Raw genomic sequence first — 19,491 nt, 5'->3', positions numbered from 1 at the left:
GATTAAGCAAAAATGGAAGTACAAGGACGTATTAAAGTGATAGGTGAGACACAAACCTTTGGTAGCAATGGATTTAGAAAAAGAGAAGTTGTAGTAACTACAGAAGAGCAATATCCACAGCATATAATGGTAGAGTTTGTTCAGGATAAGACAGATTTATTGAACAATTTTCAAGAAGGTCAGCAGGTTAAAATTAATATCAACCTTAGAGGTCGTGAGTGGGTAAATCCACAAGGAGAAACAAAATATTTTAATTCTATACAAGGATGGAGAATTGAAGCCGTACAACAAGAAGCTGCTAGTGGTGATATGCCGCCAGTTCCTCCAACTGAAGCTTTTGAACCAGTTAGTGATTTAAATGAGGATAACAACGACGATTTACCTTTTTAAATTTGAAAAAATAAAATAGATTTTAAGAAAGACTTGTTTTGAAAAAAGCAGGTCTTTTTTAATAAAAAAGTCCCAATGGTTAGTTGGGACTTAGTATTGTGGTTTTAGGTTTTGACCCTTACAAACAAACTTTAAAAAAAAGCAATGATGAACAAAAAAATTTATTGCGCAAAGGTCAGGTCAAATATCAATAAAATTCTTATACTATCAAAACCCAAAGCTTAATTTAACAGTAAAAATAGCTTTAGTCGTTAAAGTGATGCATTTTTTAGGTCAAAAAATAGAATTTCCAGATGTGTCAGAGGCTTCAGCAGAAGGACTTCTGGCTGTTGGAGGTGATTTATCTCCAGAGCGCTTACTATATGCTTATTCAAATGGAATATTCCCTTGGTTTGATTCTGCAGAACCAATACTTTGGTGGTCGCCAGATCCTCGTTTTGTATTGTTTCCTGAAGATTTAAAGGTGTCTAAGAGCATGAAGCAAATTCTGAGAAGTAATAAATTCAAAGTTACCATAAATAAAGCTTTTAGGGCTGTTGTAGAAAATTGTGCAGAAGTTAGGCGAGAAGGGCAAATCGGCACCTGGATTACCAAAGAAATGATTGAAGCATATATAGCTTTAAATACTTTGGGTTATGCAAAATCTGTTGAAGTTTGGCAAGATAAAACCTTAGTTGGTGGCTTATATGGTGTGGATTTGGGCAATAATGTGTTTTGTGGTGAAAGTATGTTTGCTAAAGTGAGTAATGCGAGTAAGGTAGGTTTTATAACCTTTGTGCAAAATTCTAATTACAAGCTCATTGACTCTCAATTGCATACTAGGCATTTAGAAAGTTTAGGAGGAAAGCACATTTCCAGAGAAGATTTTTTAAAATACCTCTAAACTTCGTTATACCTAAAGCAAGACACTTCATGATCGTTTACCATACCTGTAGCTTGCATATGTGCATACATTACCGTTGTACCAACAAACTTAAAACCTCTTTTCTTTAAGTCTTTACTTATGGCATCGCTAAGAGCTGTGTTTGCTGGAGCTTTTCTGTAATCTTTAAGGCTATTTTTAATGGGTTTACCATCCACAAAATCCCATATATACTTTGAAAATGACCCAAACTCTTCTTGAATTTTTATAAATGCTTGTGCGTTTATAACAGTAGCATTGACTTTTAGTTTATTGCGTATAATGCCTTCATTTTGTAATAAAGCATCGATTTTTGATTGTTTATAGTTAGCAATTTTTTTATAATCAAAGTTGTCAAATGCCTTTTTAAAGTTCTCGCGCTTTCTTAAAACAGTAATCCAGCTCAAGCCTGCCTGAAAGGTTTCTAAAATTAAAAATTCAAATAAAGTTGCATCATCATATACAGGAACTCCCCATTCTTCGTCATGATAAGCTTCATAAAGAGGGTCACCTATGCACCAACCGCATCTGTGTTTTTCCATTTTTGTAAGGATTTGTGTTTTGTACTACTAAGGTAACAACTGTCACATAATATATGGCAATTACACCTTAAATTTACAACATGGAAGCAATAAAAGAACCTATAGTGAATACAATAATTTCGGAAAGTCTTAATAATAGTATGACTTATGATGCATACAGAACCTTAGTCAGCAAACTAGTTGAAGAAAAATCTACTACTGGAAACGAAAGAACAGAAGCATTGGTAAATTATACAATGCTTAATGACAGACGTATGAAGCGTTGGGACAAAACCGTGAAACTCTCTGATGAAGCGAAATCTAAAATTAAAAGCTTTGATAAAAAAGTGACATGGTTGGTTATATCTGAAAGTTGGTGTGGTGATGCTGCACATGTAATGCCTGTAATTAATAAAGTGGCAGAATTAAACGATAATATTAATTACAAAATAGTGCTTAGGGATAAAAACGATGCATTAATGAATCAGTTTTTAACGAATGGAGGTAGAGCTATTCCTAAGTTAATCATGATTGATGATGCATCTAATACCATTTTAAACACTTTTGGACCTCGACCAAGTGTAGCAACCAATATGGTTAATACTTTTAAAGCAACACATGGTACACTGACACCAGAGTTTAAAGAAGATTTACAACGTTGGTACAATAAGGATAAAGGACAATCTACAGTTGATGATTTGTTGGGGTTATTAAATTAACGTTTCCCTTTAAATAGAAATGTAATAGTACCTAATTGCTCATTTTTTGCTGAAGAATCAAATCTAACAGATTTTGCATATTCAATAGCATGGTCAATTAAACACTGATTGTTTGAATTTGATGAACCATTGATATAAGCATCAAACACATCACCATTGCCGTTTACCTTAATACTCACAACTATTTTACCGCCTTTTTCACAGAGATATCGAGGTGTTTTATAACGTTGCAATGTTCTGCCTTTTAGCGAATAAGTTAGTGTGCTTCTGGTTTTAGCATGCTCGTCTGCTTGTTTTTTGTTTTTTAGGCGTTTATTAAGCTCTTCTTGAAGCTTTTTGTAAGATTGCGTTTCATCAGCGTTTAAAGCATAAGCATTACTGTTGGCATAGGACTTATTTAGGTCGGTTTCTTCTTGTACGTCACTTGCTTTAGCTTCTTCTAAGGCTTTGGTAGTACGTTCAAAATCATCAGCACTAACAGTTTTAAAGTTGCGCATCATATCCTTAAATTCCTGATCCTCATTAAAAGCTTTGTTGGTTGATGCTGCTGTTAAATCTTCAATCTCATTTAATTCCTTTTCAGGTTGCTCAGGCTCAGGTTCAATCTCATAATAACTTTCGGTAATAAGTTTTTTTTGCTGTTTAAGCTGAATACTAAACATACCAAAAACCACGATTCCTGTTAAAAGAAATGTAATAATTAAGGCTTTATATTGTTCTATCAATTTCAAATAAATACAAATTTATCAACACTATGATATACGAATATAACAACGAAATAGTTTAAATCACAATATTAAACCCTTGTTAAAGTCTTATTATAAAGGAAGTTTTGCTATAAAAGCTTCGGGAGTTATGGCATTTTCAACCTTAAATTCACCAATTCTGGTACGTCTTAATTCCGATAAATGAGCACCAGTATTTAGAGCTTTACCATAGTCGTGAGCTAAAGAACGAATATAAGTCCCTTTACTACAAACGACTCTAAATTTTAGTTGAAGTTCGTTGATTTCAGTAATTTCAAATTCTGTAATTTCTACTTGTCGTGATTTTATTTCTACAGCTTCACCAGCTCTAGCAAATTCGTACAAACGTTTACCATCTTTTTTAATGGCTGAAAATACAGGAGGAAATTGGTCAATTTTACCAATAAATTGTTTTGTAGTGGTATGAATTAAATCTTCGGTAATATGGTCGGTAGAGAAATGAGCATCAATTTCGGTTTCTAAATCGTACGATGGAGTAGTGCTCCCTAAAATAAAGGTACCAGTGTATTCTTTTTCCTGTCCTTGAAAGGTGTTGATTTGCTTCGTCATTTTCCCTGTGCAAATCACTAGCAAACCTGTAGCTAGAGGATCTAAAGTACCAGCATGACCAACCTTAATCTTTTTTATTGAAAAGGCTTGTTTTATAGCCCAACGCAATTTGTTTACTGCTTGAAATGATGTCCAGTTTAATGGTTTGTCTATAAGCAGCACTTGCCCTTTGCTAAAATCTTGAAGTGTTTGCATTATAAAATAGACCAGATTATAGCAATAACACCAACAATAATACAATAGATCGCAAAATAGGTTAGTTTGCTTTGTTTTACGAGTTTAATCATCCAAGTACAGGCAAACAATCCTGAAATAAATGCAGCTACAAATCCAACACTTAAAAATGTAAAATTGGTGCTTGTGTAATCAATTTCTCCTGCCAGTATATCTTTAGCAATTTTGCCGAATATTAGTGGAACGACCATTAAAAATGAAAACCGCGCGGCTTTTGTTTTGTCTATTCCTAAAAGAACCGAAGTTGAGATGGTTGCACCAGAACGCGATATGCCTGGAAGCATTGCTATACCTTGCGCAATACCTATAATAAAAGCATCTAATAAGGATACTTTTTTATGAGTTTTTTTGGCCCTATCTGCTAAAAAAAGCAAAACAGCAGTTACGATAAGCATGGCTCCTACTAAGGGAATGTTGTTTCCAAAGAGTTGTTCAAAAACTCTTTCATATTTATAGCCAATAATTACAGCAGGAATCATGGAAACTATAATTTTAGCTGAGAATTTGGCTTCTTCTGTCCACCTTCTTGTAGCAACGGCATTATACAGCCCACCAAGTATTTCAAAAATATCTTTTCTAAAAATAACAATAGTACTCAAAGCAGTAGCAAAATGTAGTACTACGGTAAACAGAAGGCTTTCTTTAGGCATAGCATGACTGCCTAAAATGGCTTTACCAAGTTCTAAGTGACCACTAGAAGATACAGGTAAAAACTCTGTAAGTCCTTGAATAATACCTAAAATGACAGCGTCAAAAATTTCCATGCAGCAAAAGTAATCACTTAATATTGTGAGCAGCAGCAAAAGTAAGTAAAAAGAATGTTATTTTTTTGAGTCTTTATTTGGGTTTAAAAGTATGGCGTAAACCTCAATGCCAAAGCCAATAAGGACTAAGGTTGGTGCTAAACGAATACGTCTCCAGCTAAAAATCGAAGGGTCAAAAACATTTGGGTCGTCACTACCTCCACCAGACATTAAAATAAAACCAATGGTAATAAACGCTAAACCAATTAGCATAAATTTATAGTTCTTTTTGCCAAATATAAACTCTGATTTTGATGCTTCTTTACGTTTCTGTTCGCCCATAGTATTAAAATTCTGTATAAATGACTTGGTCTTCAATAGCCAACTGTGCTATATGTTTAGAGGGACCATAAATCATTTTTGGTAAGTGCAAAGTAACAGTTTTATTTAAAACTTTAGCGTTAAGAGTATCTAAAATTAGTCCAGATTCTATACCTCTATTAATGTAATAGGTTGTTCCTTCTTCGGTTTTAAACTGAATATCATACGTTGGTCCTGCTCGCAAAGCTATAATCTTAGCGTTTACAATTTCGCAATTTTCGGCTTTGGGATTATAAATGACGCAGGATCTAAGGAAGAGAAAAGGTAAAATAAGTACCAGAGAAACTATTATAATGGCATTTCTAATGGATTTGTTCATTGTTGGCGGTTTCTAGTAATAACGGAAACAACTTTAGTTTATTTTGGTCTAAGAGTTGTCATGAGAACTAGATTCAGCATCTAGGAAATTATTTAGGATCCTGAAACAAGTTCAGGATGACATTAATTACTTAATGTTAATAATACAACTGATCCGTTTTCAAATTCAAGAAACGTTGCGTTGCTATAAACGTGCTAATCCATGTAATAACAATGCCCAAAACAAAAATACCTGCAAAAAGTGCAATTATTAGTACAGTGTTTCTAAGCAATTCTAGTTCTGGGAATGTTATATCCAAGTAATACAGAACTACTCCCATACCAATTAAGGCTACGATAGCACCAATAATACCTAGCTGAACACTCTTCCAAACAAAAGGTCTGCGAATAAAACTTTTGGTAGCTCCAACCATTTGCATGGTTTTTATGATAAAACGTTTAGAGTAAACTGCTAAACGAATAGAACTATTGATTAATAAAACCGCAATTAACGTAAATAAGCCACTGATAATTAGCACCCAAAAGGTTATTTTTTTCACGTTGTCGTTCATTAGTTCTACCAAATCATTATCATATCTTATTTCTTCAATAAATGCTTTATTAGAAAGGCTTTCGGTAATTTCTGTTAACTTTTCGGTAGTTACAAAATTAGCTTTAAGATGAACGTCGATTGAATTTTTTAAAGGATTATAACCCACAAAATCCATAAAATCTTCACCAGTTTCAGATTTCATAAGTTCAGCAGCTTCTTCTTTAGAAACATACACAGCTTCCTTTGTATAATCTGCCATGGCTAAACTTTTCTTTAGTTGGTTAACTTCAACTTCCTTGGCGGTGTCGTTTAAATAAATAGTCATCACTACTTGTTCCTTAAAGTGATCAGCTACTTTTTTGGCATTAATAACCAAAAGTCCCAAGCAACCCAATAAGAATAAAACAAGAGCAATACTGATAACTACAGAGATGTACGATGAAATAAGTTTTCGTTTTTGATACTTGTCAAACGATGATGCCATATATAATAGATTAATTGTGTAAAAATAAAAAACAATAAGAATAAAAACTTCAAAAGATGTAAGTCTTTTAAATTCATTTAAAATGTCTTTTCCATTCAAATGTGAATCTCTTTAATTTTAAGAAAAAAATAATTGTTTCTCAAAGCTTTGATTCATTTCCATAATTACAACGTTTAGTTTTTTATTGTCTTGTAATACCTTTAAATTTGCACCTTATTTCAAGGAAAATACTGCAATGCGATACAATTTCAACGACATAGAAAAAAAGTGGCAAGACTACTGGGCAAAAAACCAAACGTTTAAGGCTGAAAATAATTCAGATAAACCAAAATATTATGTTTTGGATATGTTCCCTTACCCAAGTGGAGCAGGCTTACACGTTGGACATCCGCTAGGTTACATTGCTAGTGATATTTATGCACGTTACAAACGTCATAAAGGTTTTAATGTGTTGCATCCACAAGGTTATGATTCTTTTGGTTTGCCTGCAGAGCAATACGCCATACAAACTGGTCAGCATCCAGCAATTACCACTGAAACTAACATTGCTACCTATCGTCGCCAACTAGACCAAATTGGTTTTTCGTTTGATTGGAGTCGAGAAGTACGCACGTCAGATCCTAAATATTACAAATGGACACAGTGGATTTTTATTCAACTGTTTAATTCGTGGTACAATAACGAAACACAAAAAGCCGAAGACATTTCAGAGCTTATAAAGCATTTTGAAACAGAAGGTAATGCTTCTGTAAATGCCGCTTGCGATGATGATACACCAAATTTCTCTGCTGAAGAATGGCAAGCATTCTCTAAAGTAGAACAACAAGATATACTTTTAAAATACCGATTAACATATTTAGCAGAAACCGAAGTCAATTGGTGTCCTGCACTGGGAACCGTTTTAGCAAATGACGAAATTGTAAACGGAGTTTCTGAACGAGGAGGACATCCTGTCATCAGAAAAAAAATGACCCAATGGAGCATGCGTATTTCTGCTTATGCAGAGCGTTTATTGCAAGGATTAGATACAGTTGATTGGACAGATGCACTTAAGGATATTCAAAAAAACTGGATAGGGAAGTCGGTTGGAGCGTCAGTCTCGTTTAACGTCATTGCGAGTGAAACGAAGCAATCTCATAAAATTTCCGTATTCACAACACGACCTGACACCATTTTCGGTGTGTCATTCATGACCCTTGCGCCAGAACACGAATTGGTGTCTCAAATAACAACTCCAGAACAAAAAGCAGAAGTTGAAGCCTATGTAGAAGCTACAGCAAAACGTAGCGAACGCGACCGTATGGCAGATGTAAAAACCATTTCGGGAGTGTTTACAGGAGCTTACGCAGAGCATCCGTTTACCAAAGAACCCATTCCAATATGGATTGGAGATTACGTTTTGGCAAGTTACGGTACAGGTGCTGTAATGGCTGTACCATGCGGAGACCAACGCGACTACGATTTTGCAAAGCATTTTAATATTCCTATTCCTAATATTTTTGAAGGTGTCGATATTTCTGAAGAAGCTTTTGCATCTAAGGATAACGTTAAGATTGCCAATAGCGATTTCCTAAACGGAATGAACTATAAGAAAGCTACCAAGCGCGCTATTTTCGAATTAGAAAAAATAGGACAAGGAGAAGGTAAAACCAATTATCGACTACGTGATGCTGTATTCTCGAGACAGCGTTATTGGGGAGAACCATTTCCGGTATATTACAAAGATGGAATGCCACAAACGATAGACGCAGAGCATTTACCATTAACCTTACCAGAAGTTGAAAAATATTTGCCAACCGAAACAGGCGAGCCACCATTAGGAAACGCTACAAAATGGGCTTGGAATACAGTAACCAATACCGTCGTTGATAATAAGGAGATAGACAACAAAACAGTTTTCCCGCTTGAGCTCAATACTATGCCAGGTTGGGCAGGAAGTTCGCAGTACTTTAACCGCTATATGGATCCGCATAATGACGAGGAAATCTTCTCGCAAGAAGCCGTTAACTATTGGCAGCAAGTTGATTTATATATTGGCGGAAGTGAGCATGCCACAGGACATTTATTGTACTCACGTTTTTGGCAAAAATTTATGTTCGATAAAGGTTTAGTACCTGTTGATGAGTTTGCTAAAAAACTGATTAACCAAGGGATGATATTGGGAACCAGTGCTTTTGTTTATGAAATAACGCCTTATATTACTTATAAAGATAAGCCATCTCAAGTTATACTTCCATTGAAGCAAACATATTATATCAGTTATGATTATATTGAAAATGCGGAAAAAATATATGAAAATGGTGATTATAGGTTTATTCATAATGAAAAAATTCAAAATAAGTTTACATCTGAAATCAAAGAATCATTTAGAAATCAAAAACTAGATGAAGAGTATACGCAATTTCAAAAGTATGTAGATGATATAGATAATTGTAATGTGACAGCTCTATATATAAGACCAATTCATTCAGATGTGTCTTTTGTAGATTCTTCGGACAAATTAGATATAAAAGCATTCAAAAGTTGGAGACCAGAGTTTAAGAATGCTGAATTTATAATCGACGAGGACGGAACATTTAAGGTGAAGCGCGACGTCGAAAAAATGTCCAAATCAAAATACAATGTTGTAAATCCTGATGACATTGTTGCAGATTACGGAGCAGACAGTCTAAGACTTTACGAAATGTTCCTTGGTCCATTAGAGCAATACAAACCTTGGAATACAGCTGGTATTACAGGAGTACATGGTTTTCTTAAAAAACTTTGGAAACTGTATGTAGATGATAATGGATTAAAAGTAACGGACTCAGAGCCAACAAAAGACAACTTAAAGACCTTACATAAAACCATAAAAAAAGTAGAAGAGGATATAGAAAACTTCTCCTTCAATACTTCGGTTTCAACCTTTATGATCGCAGTAAATGAACTAACCGCTCAAAAGTGTACTAGTAAAGACATTCTTGAACCGTTATTGGTAGTGATATCGCCTTATGCGCCTCATATTACTGAAGAGCTATGGTCGCAATTGGGCAATACAGAGTCTATATCTACAGCGCCTTTCCCAAAATTTGAGGAAAAGTATTTGGTAGAAAGTTCTAAAAATTATCCAATTTCATTTAATGGTAAAATGCGTTTTACGTTAGAGTTGCCATTAGATATGAGCAAGGACGAGATAGAAAAAACAGTATTGGCTCACGAAAAAACACATGAACAGTTACAAGGACGCACACCTAAAAAGGTCATCGTAGTGCCAGGAAAGATTGTGAATATAGTTGGGTAACAATTCCTGCTTTGGCAGGAATCTCATAATTAATTGAAACTAAAAAACGTTTTTAAAATAATCGCTCTACACGACACAAACTCGAACTGAGCGAAACTAATTGACGAGTTTTGTAACCCTATAATTTCAATTTTCAATAAAATGATATCAAGGCTAAAAAGAAACGATAAAATTGGATTATTTTTCTTTGTGGCTTTTATATTGAGTTCATCTTTGATTTGGCTTTTTGAAGAACGTTTTGATAAAGAGCAGTGGAGAAGCAATCCTTCGCTACGTTACAAAATGGTGGACGATGTCATTGAAAGTCAGCTGCTAATAGGAAAACCTAAGTATGAAGTTATTGAATTATTAGGACAACCTAGCTCAAGGAGTTCTGCTGAAAAGGATGCATTTCTTTACAGAATAGGAAGGCAGCCAGGTTTTTTTGAAACTAAAAGAGAACAACTGCTTATTATTTTTGAAGCACAAACGGTCGTAAAGGTCACCATAGTAGAAGAAGAATAATTATAAACGAATTAAAAATGAAAAATCTAATTACAGCATGTTTCGTAGTATTAATCGTAGCATGTGCTAACCCAAAAACCGAAAAACAAATTGCAGAGGTGTCTTGTGGCCAATGTCAGTTTGGATTAACATCACAAAAAGGATGCGATTTAGCGGTACGTATAGACGATAAAGCTTACTTTGTTGATGGTGCAAATATTGATGATTTTGGAGATGCGCATGATGTAGAAAGTGGGTTCTGCGAAGTGATTAGAAAAGGCGAAATAGAGGGTGAAATTGTAGAAGGTCGTTTTAAGGTAACTAACATAAAAATGCTAGATTAACAGGTTTAGCTTAAAGTTTTAAAATCCCTTTATCGAAAGTATTTTACGTTCGTCTATTGTTGTATTAATTTGAAAATGAGCCTATTATTATCAATGTCATAAAATAATGACTTCAAAATAATAATTCCATAAAAATCACTTCAACTTTATACCAAAATTTGGATAACTAGATTTTTTAATAGTATTTCATAACGCTATTAATTTCAAAAATCAATTACCAAATGAAAATTGGAGTCCCAAAAGAAATCAAGAACAATGAAAGTCGTGTTGGTATGACACCAGCAGGAGTTTTCGAACTTATTAAAAACAATCATACGGTTTACGTACAAAAAGATGCTGGTTTTGGCAGTGGCTTTTTTGATGAAGATTATAAAGATGTTGGAGCTATAGTTTTAGATACTATCCAAGAGGTTTATGAAGCTGCAGATATGATTGTAAAAGTTAAGGAACCTATTGCAGAAGAGTATCCTTTAATTAAGCCGCATCACGTGGTTTTTACTTATTTCCACTTTGCATCAAGCGAACCACTTACTAGAGCAATGCTAAAAAGTGAAGCGGTTTGTATTGCTTATGAAACTGTAGAAGATGAAGATGGTACTTTGCCATTATTAACACCAATGTCTGAAGTGGCTGGTCGAATGGCAATTCAGCAAGGAGCAAAATATCTCGAAAAACCTATTAAAGGTCGTGGAGTATTACTTGGTGGTGTACCAGGAGTTCCTCCAGGAAAAGTGTTAGTGCTAGGTGCAGGAGTTGTTGGTATTCAGGCCGCAAAAATGGCAGCTGGTTTAGGTGCTCACGTTACCATTATGGATATTAATATGAAACAATTACGCTATGTCAATGATGTGATGCCAAGTCATGTAGTCACTGAATTTTCGAGCGAATATAATATTAGAAAACGTATTAAAGACCACGATTTAATCATTGGAGGTGTTTTGCTAAAAGGTGCAAAAGCTCCAAAGTTAATCTCAAAAGATATGTTGAAAGAAATGCGACCTGGAACTGTTTTAGTTGATGTTGCTGTGGACCAAGGTGGTTGTATTGAAACAACTAAAGCTACAACCCACGAAAACCCAACATATATTATTGATGATGTTGTACACTATTGTGTGGCAAATATGCCTGGTGCTGTACCATATACGTCAACATTGGCATTGACCAATGTAACATTACCTTATGTGTTGCGCTTAGCTAATCAAGGCTGGGAAGTGGCTTGTGCTAAGGATGCGTCTTTAAGAAAAGGACTTAACATTGTAAAAGGCAAAATTGTTTACGAAGAAATCGCTGAAGCTTTCAACTGGTCTGTGGAAGCAATGTAACCATAAACTGACATAATTTCTTAACTTTATTTTGGCGTACTATTTGCTATTGATTTAGTAAATTTACTTAAACTAAAATTTAAAAGTTATGAACGGAATGATGGGATACTATATACTGATTGGTGCTATTGCTTTAGTAAGCTGGTTGGTTAGTAGTCAACTTAAACGCAAATTTGCTAAATATTCTAAAGTCCAATTGAGAAATGGCATGTCAGGAAGAGAAATTGCTGAAAAAATGTTGGCAGATAATGGCATATACGACGTTGAGGTGATTTCTACAGCAGGACAATTAACAGATCATTACAATCCAAAAAATAAAACGGTTAATCTAAGTGAAGCAGTTTACAATCAACGTAATGCTGCTGCGGCAGCAGTGGCTGCTCACGAAGTTGGTCACGCAGTACAGCATGCACAAGCGTATAGTGCATTAGGTATGCGCTCTGCTCTGGTACCAATTGTAAGTGTTACCTCTGGTATGTCGCAATGGTTAGTCATTGGTGGACTTGTCCTTGGTGCGGCTGCAGGTGTTGGTTTAGGGTATTGGGTAGCTGTTGCTGGTCTGGTATTTATGGGCTTCGCAACATTATTCAGCTTTATAACCTTACCAGTTGAATATGATGCGAGTAATAGAGCTTTGGCATGGCTTAAAGCTAAAAACATGGTAACACCAGAAGAATACAAAGGCTCGGAAGATGCTTTAAAATGGGCAGCTAGAACGTATTTAGTTGCAGCTATTGGTGCATTAGCATCTTTACTGTATTGGGCACTACAGGTGTTTGGTGGTAGAGATTAAGACTTAAACGCCATAAATTTAAAGCTCTGAGAAATCAGGGCTTTTTTTATTTATAAATAATAGATTTTCTTTTGCAACAAGAAGTTGTTTAACGTCTATTTAAGTATTAGGTAGAAAACGTCTTAGGTTATGGTGCTATTTATTTGGTGTTCAGTACATTTAATGTATTATAAACAGAAATAATATGCTATTATGAAAACAAAATTACTTTTTTTTACTTTTTTAATGAGTTTTGTACTAAACATACAACAGACACAAGCTCAAACTTTAGCCGCTGGTGATATTGTTGTTTTTTGGTATCAAGCAGATACACCAGATGCGTTTGCATTTACAACTTTTGTTGAGTTAAATGCTGGGACTGAAATTATTTTTACAGATTGCGGAGCAGTACCAGGTGGTACTTTTGACCCTGCAGGTTGTGGTGAAGGTGCAACCATATATACAGTACCTGTTGGTGGTCTAGATATTGGAGAAGTTGTTATTTGGGATGATTCAGCTCCTGCGCCAGAATTTTCAGACTATAGTGGAGATGCAATAATTAATGGTAGTTCTGGGTTGGCGCTATCAACTGGTGGAGATGTAATTACAGTATTACAGGGATCTGGAGTGAGTCCTTCTTTTATATTTATGATTAATGGAGCTTCCACTCAGTTTACTGGTGATGATAGTGTTAGTACCACCGAGACTAATTTGTTTACAGGATTAACTGATGTAGGCTTACCAAGAACTGCTGTTGGTGTTGGTGCTGGTACTGGAAACTCACAAGAATTTGATAATGCCGTTTACCAAGGTACTTATACATTTAATACAATTGAAGATGCAAAAATAGCCTTGACCAACCCAGCGAATTACACTGGTGCTAATGCTATTACAGATGAGCCATATGCTACTTCAGTGGATGCAATTCCAACAAAAATAAATATTACATCGTTATCTACTGAAGAGTTTGAATTAGCGAATGCAGTATTTGTGACACCTAATCCATCAAATGGGAAAATTACTATTAAAAATACTGGTGTGGCTATAGATAAAGTTGTGGTAACAGATATTAACGGACGTACAATTTCATCTTACGATTTACAAGGTACCACAGTGGATAAAGAACTTAATTTAAGTTCTTTAGTGTCGTCTGGTATGTATTTTGTAGCAATTTCTTCAGAAAGTAATACTACGGTGAAGAAACTAATTATAAAATAAAGCTTTAACAAAAACTTAAAGTCAAAGCCCTGAGAAAACAGGGCTTTTTTATCTATATTTTTATCTGTCTATTTATCTGTTGCTGCAATGAAATAAAAGTCTCAGTTCTGGAAACTCCTTTTATACTTTGTATTTCAGAATTAAGCACATGCATTAAATGTTCATTGTCCTTAGATAGGATTTTGATAAAAATACTCCAGTGACCTGTGGTGTAATGACATTCTATAACTTCTGGTATTTTTTGCAATTGTTTTACGGCTTCAGGATTACTAACGGCTTTATCGAGGTAAACTCCAACAAAAGCCATTGTGGTATAACCCAACGCCTTTGGATTTATAATAAACTTTGAACCAGCTAATAAACCAGATTTTTCAAGTTTTTTAAGACGTTGATGTATGGCTGCGCCAGAGATGCCAACATTACGTGCAATTTCTAGAATTGGAGTTCTGGCATCTTCCATTAAAGCACGTAGTATCTTTTTATCAATACCATCTATGTAAATACCTTTATCATTAACCTTCATGAAGAATCTTGTTTAAAAATGAAAGTTAAAAATAAGAAAACGATTTTAAATTAAAACCTCAGTTCAGATATTTAATGGATTGTATCCTAAATAAGGCACATCTTTCTCTTTGAATATAACACCAAAGGTTTTGAGCTCTTCTAAAATAGGAGTGTAAACTTCTTTGGTAATAGGAATTTGTACGCCTGGTGTTGTTATTTTACCATTAAGAATTGCCATTGTAGCAATGGCTACAGGTAAACCAACAGTTTTTGCCATAGCAGTATATGTTTGGTCTTCACCAACAGCAACCATTGTAGCATCAATTTGATGTTTTGCGCCATTAAGCTCATAACCAAACTTATGATACATAACTATCATATCTTTATCTTCTTGGCTAAGCGTCCAGCTGTCCATTAAAATTTTTTGTAGGATTTGTGCAGGCGTGGCTTTGTCTAATTGCACCATTTTCTTAGCACTAAAAATATCCAACTCTAAAAACTTATCCCAAACAATATCATCTTGATCAATCTTTAAAGCATGTCTAAATTTAAGCTCAACAGAATCTGTAGGACTGTAAGGTAAAAATGCATTAACAAAGTCACGATAACTCATATTTGCACTATCATCTATAGTGTAACTATCATCTGTCATGCCAAGTTGAACAAAAACATTCCATGCTCTACTAAAACCAACACGTCGCATAGTACCACGATAAAGTGTCTTTACATGGTCTAAACCATAAACTTGTTGATACTTTAGAGAATCTCTATTAGCATAAGCTTCAAATCGACCATAACCATCAACATCTAAAAATTCAGTTCTTCTAAAAAGTCTGTGGTAAGGAATGTACTTAAATTGGTTTTCCTGTAAAAACTTTGCTGCTCCACCTTGTCCTGCAACAACCACATTTCTGGGATTCCAAGTAAATTTGTAGTTCCATAAGTTATTATCGCTTTCAGGTGCCACTAAACCACCAGTGAAGGATTCAAACAAAATCATTTTTCCTCCTTTATCTCTTATTTGGTCTATCACTTGCATAGCACTCATATGGTCAATACCTGGATCTACACCAATTTCGTTCATAAAAACAAGATTATTGGCTTTGGCATCATCGTCTAAATCTTGCATTTCTTCACTTACGTAAGATGCAGTGACCATATGCTTTTTGTACGTAATACAATCTTTTGCAACTTCAATATGAAAACGAGCAGGTAGCATAGAAACTACAATATCAGCGTCTTTAACAGCTGCTATACGAGACTCCGCATTAAAAACATCTAAATGAATGATATTAGTTTTTGAGCTATTTCCAACTAACTTTTTGGCATTCTCTACATTTAGATCTCCTATTGTAATTTGAAGATTTTCCGATTCAGATTTATCTAGTAAGTATTTTATAAGGTATGATGAGGATTTTCCGGCACCAATGATTAAAATCTTTCGCATTATAACTAATTTTGTAAAGCACGAATGTAGTAAATAGAACAACCATTAAAAACCTAAAAACAACTTAAATATGAACAAAAAATTATTAATCACTGGCTCTTTTTTTGGGATTTTAGGCATTATTTTAGGTGCTTATGCAGCGCATGGATTAGGAAAACTAATTGATGCAGATGCGGTTAAAACCTTTGAAACAGGAGTACGCTATCAAATTTATCATGCCTTTTTACTACTTATTTTAGGAGGTACCTCTTTTGTAAGTTTTAAGTCTAAAAAAGTCATTTTATATTTAATAATTAGTGGTGTGATTTTCTTCTCTGGTTCTATTTATGGATTGGCAACAAATGAACTTTCAAGTTTTGATTTTAAGACCATTGCAATAATAACTCCTATTGGAGGATTACTCTTAATTATGGCTTGGATTATGATGTTAATCGGTATAATAAGAAATAAGGTCGATTAATATGAATCTAGAGTGTTGTTTTAAAATAAAGTTATAATTTTACACCCTAAAACAACACAAAAAATTATGGTAAACCATACACAATCAACGAAATCGATTTCGTTAAATCAATACGGTATTAAAAATGCCAAGATTAAATACCAACTTACTTCAGATCAGCTTCATGCTGAAACGATTGCAAAAGGTCAAGGAGTAGAAGCTTCTTCAGGTGCTCTTGCTGTAAATACAGGTGAGTTTACTGGTCGTTCTCCTATGGATAGATTTATCGTAAAGGATGATATTACAAAGGATAAGGTTTGGTGGGGAAAAATTAATATCCCTTTTGAAAGCGATAAATTTGATGAACTTTATGACAAAATCACCAATTATTTGTCAGATAAAGAGGTTTATGTTAGAGATAGTTATGCTTGTGCAGACCCAAATTACAAAACAAATATCCGAGTGATTAATGAATATCCTTGGAGCAATTTGTTTGCCTATAACATGTTTTTGCGTCCTTCTGAAGAAGAATTGAAGGATTTTGAACCAGAATGGACCGTGATTAACGCACCAGGTTTTATGGCTGTAGCAAAGGAAGATGGTACGCGTCAGCATAATTTTGCGATTCTTAACTTTACAAGAAAAACAGCTATTATTGGTGGTACAGGTTATACAGGAGAAATAAAAAAAGGTATTTTTTCAGCTTTAAATTTTGAATTACCAGTCTTTAAAAATACGTTGCCAATGCACTGTAGTGCTAATGTTGGCAAGGATGGTGATACTGCAATTTTCTTTGGATTATCTGGTACAGGTAAAACAACGTTATCAACTGATGCAGATCGTAGCTTAATCGGTGACGATGAACATGGTTGGACCAACGAAAACACTGTTTTTAATTTTGAAGGAGGTTGCTACGCAAAAGTAATCAACCTATCTCAAGAACAAGAGCCAGAAATTTACGGAGCCATTAAAAAAGGAGCTATTCTTGAAAATGTAATTATGGACGAGAATGGTAATGTAGATTTTGAGGATACCTCTATAACACAAAACACAAGGGTAAGTTACCCTATTTACCATATAGAGAATATTAAAACACCATCAATAGGAAAAAACCCAAAGAATATATTTTTCCTTACAGCTGATGCCTTTGGAGTTTTACCTCCAATCTCTAAATTAACACCAAGCCAGGCGGCTTATCACTTTATTTCAGGATATACTGCAAAAGTAGCAGGTACAGAAGCAGGTGTTGTAGAACCAGTACCTAGTTTTTCGGCTTGTTTTGGTGCACCTTTTATGCCTTTACATCCAACTGAATATGCAGATATGCTAAGCAAAAAGATGAAAGATGCTGGTGTTAATGTTTGGTTAGTAAATACAGGTTGGACAGGTGGTCCTTATGGAGTAGGTACACGTATGAAACTAAAATATACACGTGCTATGATTAATGCAGCATTAAACGGTGATTTAGGCGATTATACGTACGAAGATTATCACATCCACTCAGTATTTGGTGTAGCACAACCTAGAACATGTCCTGGAGTTCCAACAGAAGTATTGAGTCCTAGAGCAACATGGAATGATGACCAAGCTTATTACACAATGGCATTTAAACTCTCTAACGCTTTTAGAAATAACTTTAAGCAATTTGAGTCTTATGCGTCAGAAGAAATAAGACGTGGTGGTCCACAACGCTACGCTTTTTAAGGTAGCCTATTATAAAAATAAAAAAGCGATTCTAAATTTAGAATCGCTTTTTTTATGCAATATAACTTGCTGATAGTAAAATAATTATACAAATTAATAAGATTTTAGCAAACATTTTATATATTGGATTTTTTAAAGATCCATCAAATGAAAAGATATTCCCTCATTATTTTATTCTTTTTATCTATATGTCATGTTTGTAATTCCCAATCAAAAAAAAAGTACGATCTGTACTTGGTATTCAATTCTGAAAACAATGAAATGAATGTAATTGATAAAAAAGTAAATGATTCTGTCCTTATTAAAACATTCAGTATTTCTAAAGATTTGGCTAAGGAGAATTTTAAGTATGCGCTATCGGTTAGTGAAAATGGTGAAATAAATAGGGATTCTAATAAGACGCCAGTTTCAAAAAAAGGGAAAATTACATTCTACTATTTCTCATATATGCACGTTGAAGAAACACTAGATACGTTACCACGTCAAAACACTATTGATTATGAGGACTTTATGAATTCAGAATTTAAGAGCTTTAGTAAAACTTTAAATGGTGCGTCTAAAATTTATATGGTAGATGTAAAAGATAGAGACAGTTCTATATATAAGGTCTATCAGGTTAAATTATAAAAAAAAATCCCAATTGAATTTCAATTGGGATTTTGCTTATATATGAGTTATATTATTTTTTTCCTTTATTAACAGAGTCAATATACTTTTGTAATGCCATTGTCATAGATGGAGTTTCTGGTGTTGGTGCAGAAATATCTACACGCAATCCTTTTTCCTTTACTGCTTTTACAGTGGTGTTTCCAAATACTGCTATACGCGTGTCGTTCTGTTTAAAATCTGGGAAATTATGAAATAGAGATTCTATACCAGAAGGGCTAAAGAATACCAAAATATCATAATATACATTTGCTAAATCAGATAAATCGCTAATTACAGTTTTGTAAAAGGTAGCTTGTTTCCAGTTAACACCAAGGTTATCTAAAATTTCAGGAATTATAGGCTTTACCTTATCTGTAGTAGGTAATAAAAAACTCTCGTCCTTGTATTTTTTTATAAGTGTAGTTAAGTCTTCAAAAGTACGTTTACCAACATAAATTTTACGTTTTCTATAGACTACATATTTTTGCAAGTAATAAGCTACAGCTTCAGACTGGCAAAAGTACTTCATAGTATCTGGTACTTTAAAGCGCATTTCATCAGCTACTCTAAAGAAATGATCTACAGAGTTTCTACTTGTAAGTATAATAGCGGTAAATTTGCTTAGGTCTATTTTTTGTTGTCTTATGTCCTTGGCAGAGACACCTTCTACATGAATAAAAGGTCTGAAGTCAACTTTAACTTTTTGCTTTTCTTGCAAGTCAAAGTATGGAGAATTTTCTATTTTAGGCTCTGGTTGCGATACTAAAATTGTTTTCACTTTCATACGGAAA

At 34.3% G+C, this 19,491-nt stretch carries 22 protein-coding genes; 12 read left to right on the top strand and 10 right to left on the bottom strand.

From position 1 onward, the window contains the following. Positions 1–12: 12 nt before the first annotated feature. Both ACFFGA_RS01320 and aat read left to right on the top strand, forming a co-directional pair. Positions 13–390 (top strand): DUF3127 domain-containing protein, encoded by a 378-nt coding sequence (locus ACFFGA_RS01320; protein WP_386058531.1) that lies wholly within the window; start codon positions 13–15, stop codon positions 388–390. A gap of 259 nt (positions 391–649) precedes the next feature. Further along, positions 650–1,273 (top strand): leucyl/phenylalanyl-tRNA--protein transferase, encoded by a 624-nt coding sequence (gene aat / locus ACFFGA_RS01315; RefSeq protein ID WP_386058528.1) that lies wholly within the window; start codon positions 650–652, stop codon positions 1,271–1,273. Here the strand turns inward: aat and ACFFGA_RS01310 are convergent. After that, complete coding sequence (locus ACFFGA_RS01310; RefSeq protein WP_386058525.1) at positions 1,270–1,833, bottom strand: DNA-3-methyladenine glycosylase I; 564 nt, start codon at positions 1,831–1,833, stop codon at positions 1,270–1,272. The genes aat and ACFFGA_RS01310 overlap by 4 nt on opposite strands. A gap of 80 nt (positions 1,834–1,913) precedes the next feature. Here ACFFGA_RS01310 and ACFFGA_RS01305 point away from each other — a divergent pair, with 80 nt between their 5' ends. Beyond that, positions 1,914–2,531 carry a thioredoxin family protein gene (locus ACFFGA_RS01305; protein WP_386058522.1) on the top strand — a complete coding sequence of 206 codons (618 nt, stop codon included), beginning with the start codon at positions 1,914–1,916 and terminating at the stop codon, positions 2,529–2,531. On the opposite strand, the gene ACFFGA_RS01300 is transcribed toward ACFFGA_RS01305, so the two are convergent. The 6 genes from ACFFGA_RS01300 to ACFFGA_RS01275 form a co-directional block, all read right to left on the bottom strand. Beyond that, the gene (locus ACFFGA_RS01300) at positions 2,528–3,262 is read right to left on the bottom strand and encodes a hypothetical protein (RefSeq protein WP_386058520.1); all 735 of its coding nucleotides are present in this window, start codon (positions 3,260–3,262) and stop codon (positions 2,528–2,530) included. The two genes, ACFFGA_RS01305 and ACFFGA_RS01300, sit on opposite strands and share 4 nt — an antisense overlap. Before the next feature lie 87 nt (positions 3,263–3,349). Then, a complete protein-coding gene (gene truB, locus ACFFGA_RS01295) occupies positions 3,350–4,042 on the bottom strand; it encodes a tRNA pseudouridine(55) synthase TruB (RefSeq protein ID WP_386058517.1) in 693 nt (230 codons plus the stop codon). Further along, positions 4,042–4,845 (bottom strand): undecaprenyl-diphosphatase UppP, encoded by an 804-nt coding sequence (gene uppP / locus ACFFGA_RS01290; protein ID WP_386058514.1) that lies wholly within the window; start codon positions 4,843–4,845, stop codon positions 4,042–4,044. The genes truB and uppP overlap by 1 nt, the downstream gene beginning before the upstream one ends. A 57-nt stretch (positions 4,846–4,902) precedes the next feature. Then, a complete protein-coding gene (locus ACFFGA_RS01285; protein ID WP_386058512.1) occupies positions 4,903–5,166 on the bottom strand; it encodes a DUF3098 domain-containing protein in 264 nt (87 codons plus the stop codon). 4 nt (positions 5,167–5,170) lie between these two features. After that, positions 5,171–5,524: a hypothetical protein gene (locus ACFFGA_RS01280; RefSeq protein WP_386058509.1), complete on the bottom strand. Its 354-nt coding sequence runs from the start codon at positions 5,522–5,524 to the stop codon at positions 5,171–5,173. A gap of 136 nt (positions 5,525–5,660) precedes the next feature. After that, positions 5,661–6,539 carry a cell division protein FtsX gene (locus ACFFGA_RS01275; RefSeq protein ID WP_386058506.1) on the bottom strand — a complete coding sequence of 293 codons (879 nt, stop codon included), beginning with the start codon at positions 6,537–6,539 and terminating at the stop codon, positions 5,661–5,663. A gap of 235 nt (positions 6,540–6,774) precedes the next feature. On the opposite strand from ACFFGA_RS01275, the gene ACFFGA_RS01270 reads away from it, so the two are divergent. From ACFFGA_RS01270 to ACFFGA_RS01245, 6 genes are all read left to right on the top strand, one after another. Next, positions 6,775–9,819, top strand: coding sequence for a leucine--tRNA ligase (locus ACFFGA_RS01270; RefSeq protein ID WP_386058504.1), 3,045 nt, complete (start codon positions 6,775–6,777; stop codon positions 9,817–9,819). 141 nt (positions 9,820–9,960) lie between these two features. Further along, the gene (bamE, locus tag ACFFGA_RS01265; protein WP_386058501.1) at positions 9,961–10,323 is read left to right on the top strand and encodes an outer membrane protein assembly factor BamE domain-containing protein; all 363 of its coding nucleotides are present in this window, start codon (positions 9,961–9,963) and stop codon (positions 10,321–10,323) included. Positions 10,324–10,340: 17 nt separating this feature from the next. Continuing rightward, positions 10,341–10,646 carry a DUF6370 family protein gene (locus tag ACFFGA_RS01260; RefSeq protein WP_386058498.1) on the top strand — a complete coding sequence of 102 codons (306 nt, stop codon included), beginning with the start codon at positions 10,341–10,343 and terminating at the stop codon, positions 10,644–10,646. 221 nt (positions 10,647–10,867) lie between these two features. Beyond that, positions 10,868–11,968 (top strand): alanine dehydrogenase, encoded by a 1,101-nt coding sequence (ald, locus tag ACFFGA_RS01255; RefSeq protein ID WP_386058495.1) that lies wholly within the window; start codon positions 10,868–10,870, stop codon positions 11,966–11,968. A gap of 97 nt (positions 11,969–12,065) precedes the next feature. Beyond that, on the top strand, positions 12,066–12,761 hold the full coding sequence (locus ACFFGA_RS01250; protein ID WP_386060598.1) for a zinc metallopeptidase: 696 nt from the start codon (positions 12,066–12,068) through the stop codon (positions 12,759–12,761). Between the two features lie 192 nt (positions 12,762–12,953). After that, a complete protein-coding gene (locus tag ACFFGA_RS01245; protein ID WP_386058492.1) occupies positions 12,954–13,958 on the top strand; it encodes a T9SS type A sorting domain-containing protein in 1,005 nt (334 codons plus the stop codon). A 52-nt stretch (positions 13,959–14,010) separates the two neighbouring features. On the opposite strand, the gene ACFFGA_RS01240 is transcribed toward ACFFGA_RS01245, so the two are convergent. Together ACFFGA_RS01240 and ACFFGA_RS01235 are read right to left on the bottom strand one after the other, a co-directional pair. Continuing rightward, positions 14,011–14,481 (bottom strand): Lrp/AsnC ligand binding domain-containing protein, encoded by a 471-nt coding sequence (locus ACFFGA_RS01240; RefSeq protein ID WP_386058489.1) that lies wholly within the window; start codon positions 14,479–14,481, stop codon positions 14,011–14,013. A 63-nt stretch (positions 14,482–14,544) separates the two neighbouring features. Then, positions 14,545–15,909, bottom strand: a complete 1,365-nt coding sequence (locus tag ACFFGA_RS01235; RefSeq protein ID WP_386058486.1) for a saccharopine dehydrogenase family protein — start codon at positions 15,907–15,909, stop codon at positions 14,545–14,547. Positions 15,910–15,979: 70 nt separating this feature from the next. Between ACFFGA_RS01235 and ACFFGA_RS01230 the strand changes: the two genes are divergently transcribed. The 3 genes from ACFFGA_RS01230 (at position 15,980) to ACFFGA_RS01220 (ending at position 18,679) form a co-directional block, all read left to right on the top strand. Beyond that, complete coding sequence (locus ACFFGA_RS01230; RefSeq protein ID WP_386058483.1) at positions 15,980–16,369, top strand: DUF423 domain-containing protein; 390 nt, start codon at positions 15,980–15,982, stop codon at positions 16,367–16,369. A 66-nt stretch (positions 16,370–16,435) separates the two neighbouring features. Then, positions 16,436–18,052, top strand: coding sequence for a phosphoenolpyruvate carboxykinase (ATP) (pckA, locus tag ACFFGA_RS01225; RefSeq protein ID WP_386058480.1), 1,617 nt, complete (start codon positions 16,436–16,438; stop codon positions 18,050–18,052). A 147-nt stretch (positions 18,053–18,199) separates the two neighbouring features. Then, entirely contained in the window at positions 18,200–18,679 is a 480-nt protein-coding gene (locus ACFFGA_RS01220) for a hypothetical protein (protein WP_386058477.1), read from the top strand. Between the two features lie 52 nt (positions 18,680–18,731). On the opposite strand, the gene ACFFGA_RS01215 is transcribed toward ACFFGA_RS01220, so the two are convergent. Continuing rightward, a complete protein-coding gene (locus tag ACFFGA_RS01215) occupies positions 18,732–19,484 on the bottom strand; it encodes a uroporphyrinogen-III synthase (protein ID WP_386058474.1) in 753 nt (250 codons plus the stop codon). Between the last annotated feature and the right edge of the window lie 7 nt (positions 19,485–19,491).

The sequence above is a fragment of the Winogradskyella pulchriflava genome (assembly GCF_042434315.1).
GTDB classification, from domain to species: domain Bacteria; phylum Bacteroidota; class Bacteroidia; order Flavobacteriales; family Flavobacteriaceae; genus Winogradskyella; species Winogradskyella pulchriflava.
This window is presented reverse-complemented; position numbering and strand designations above follow the sequence as displayed.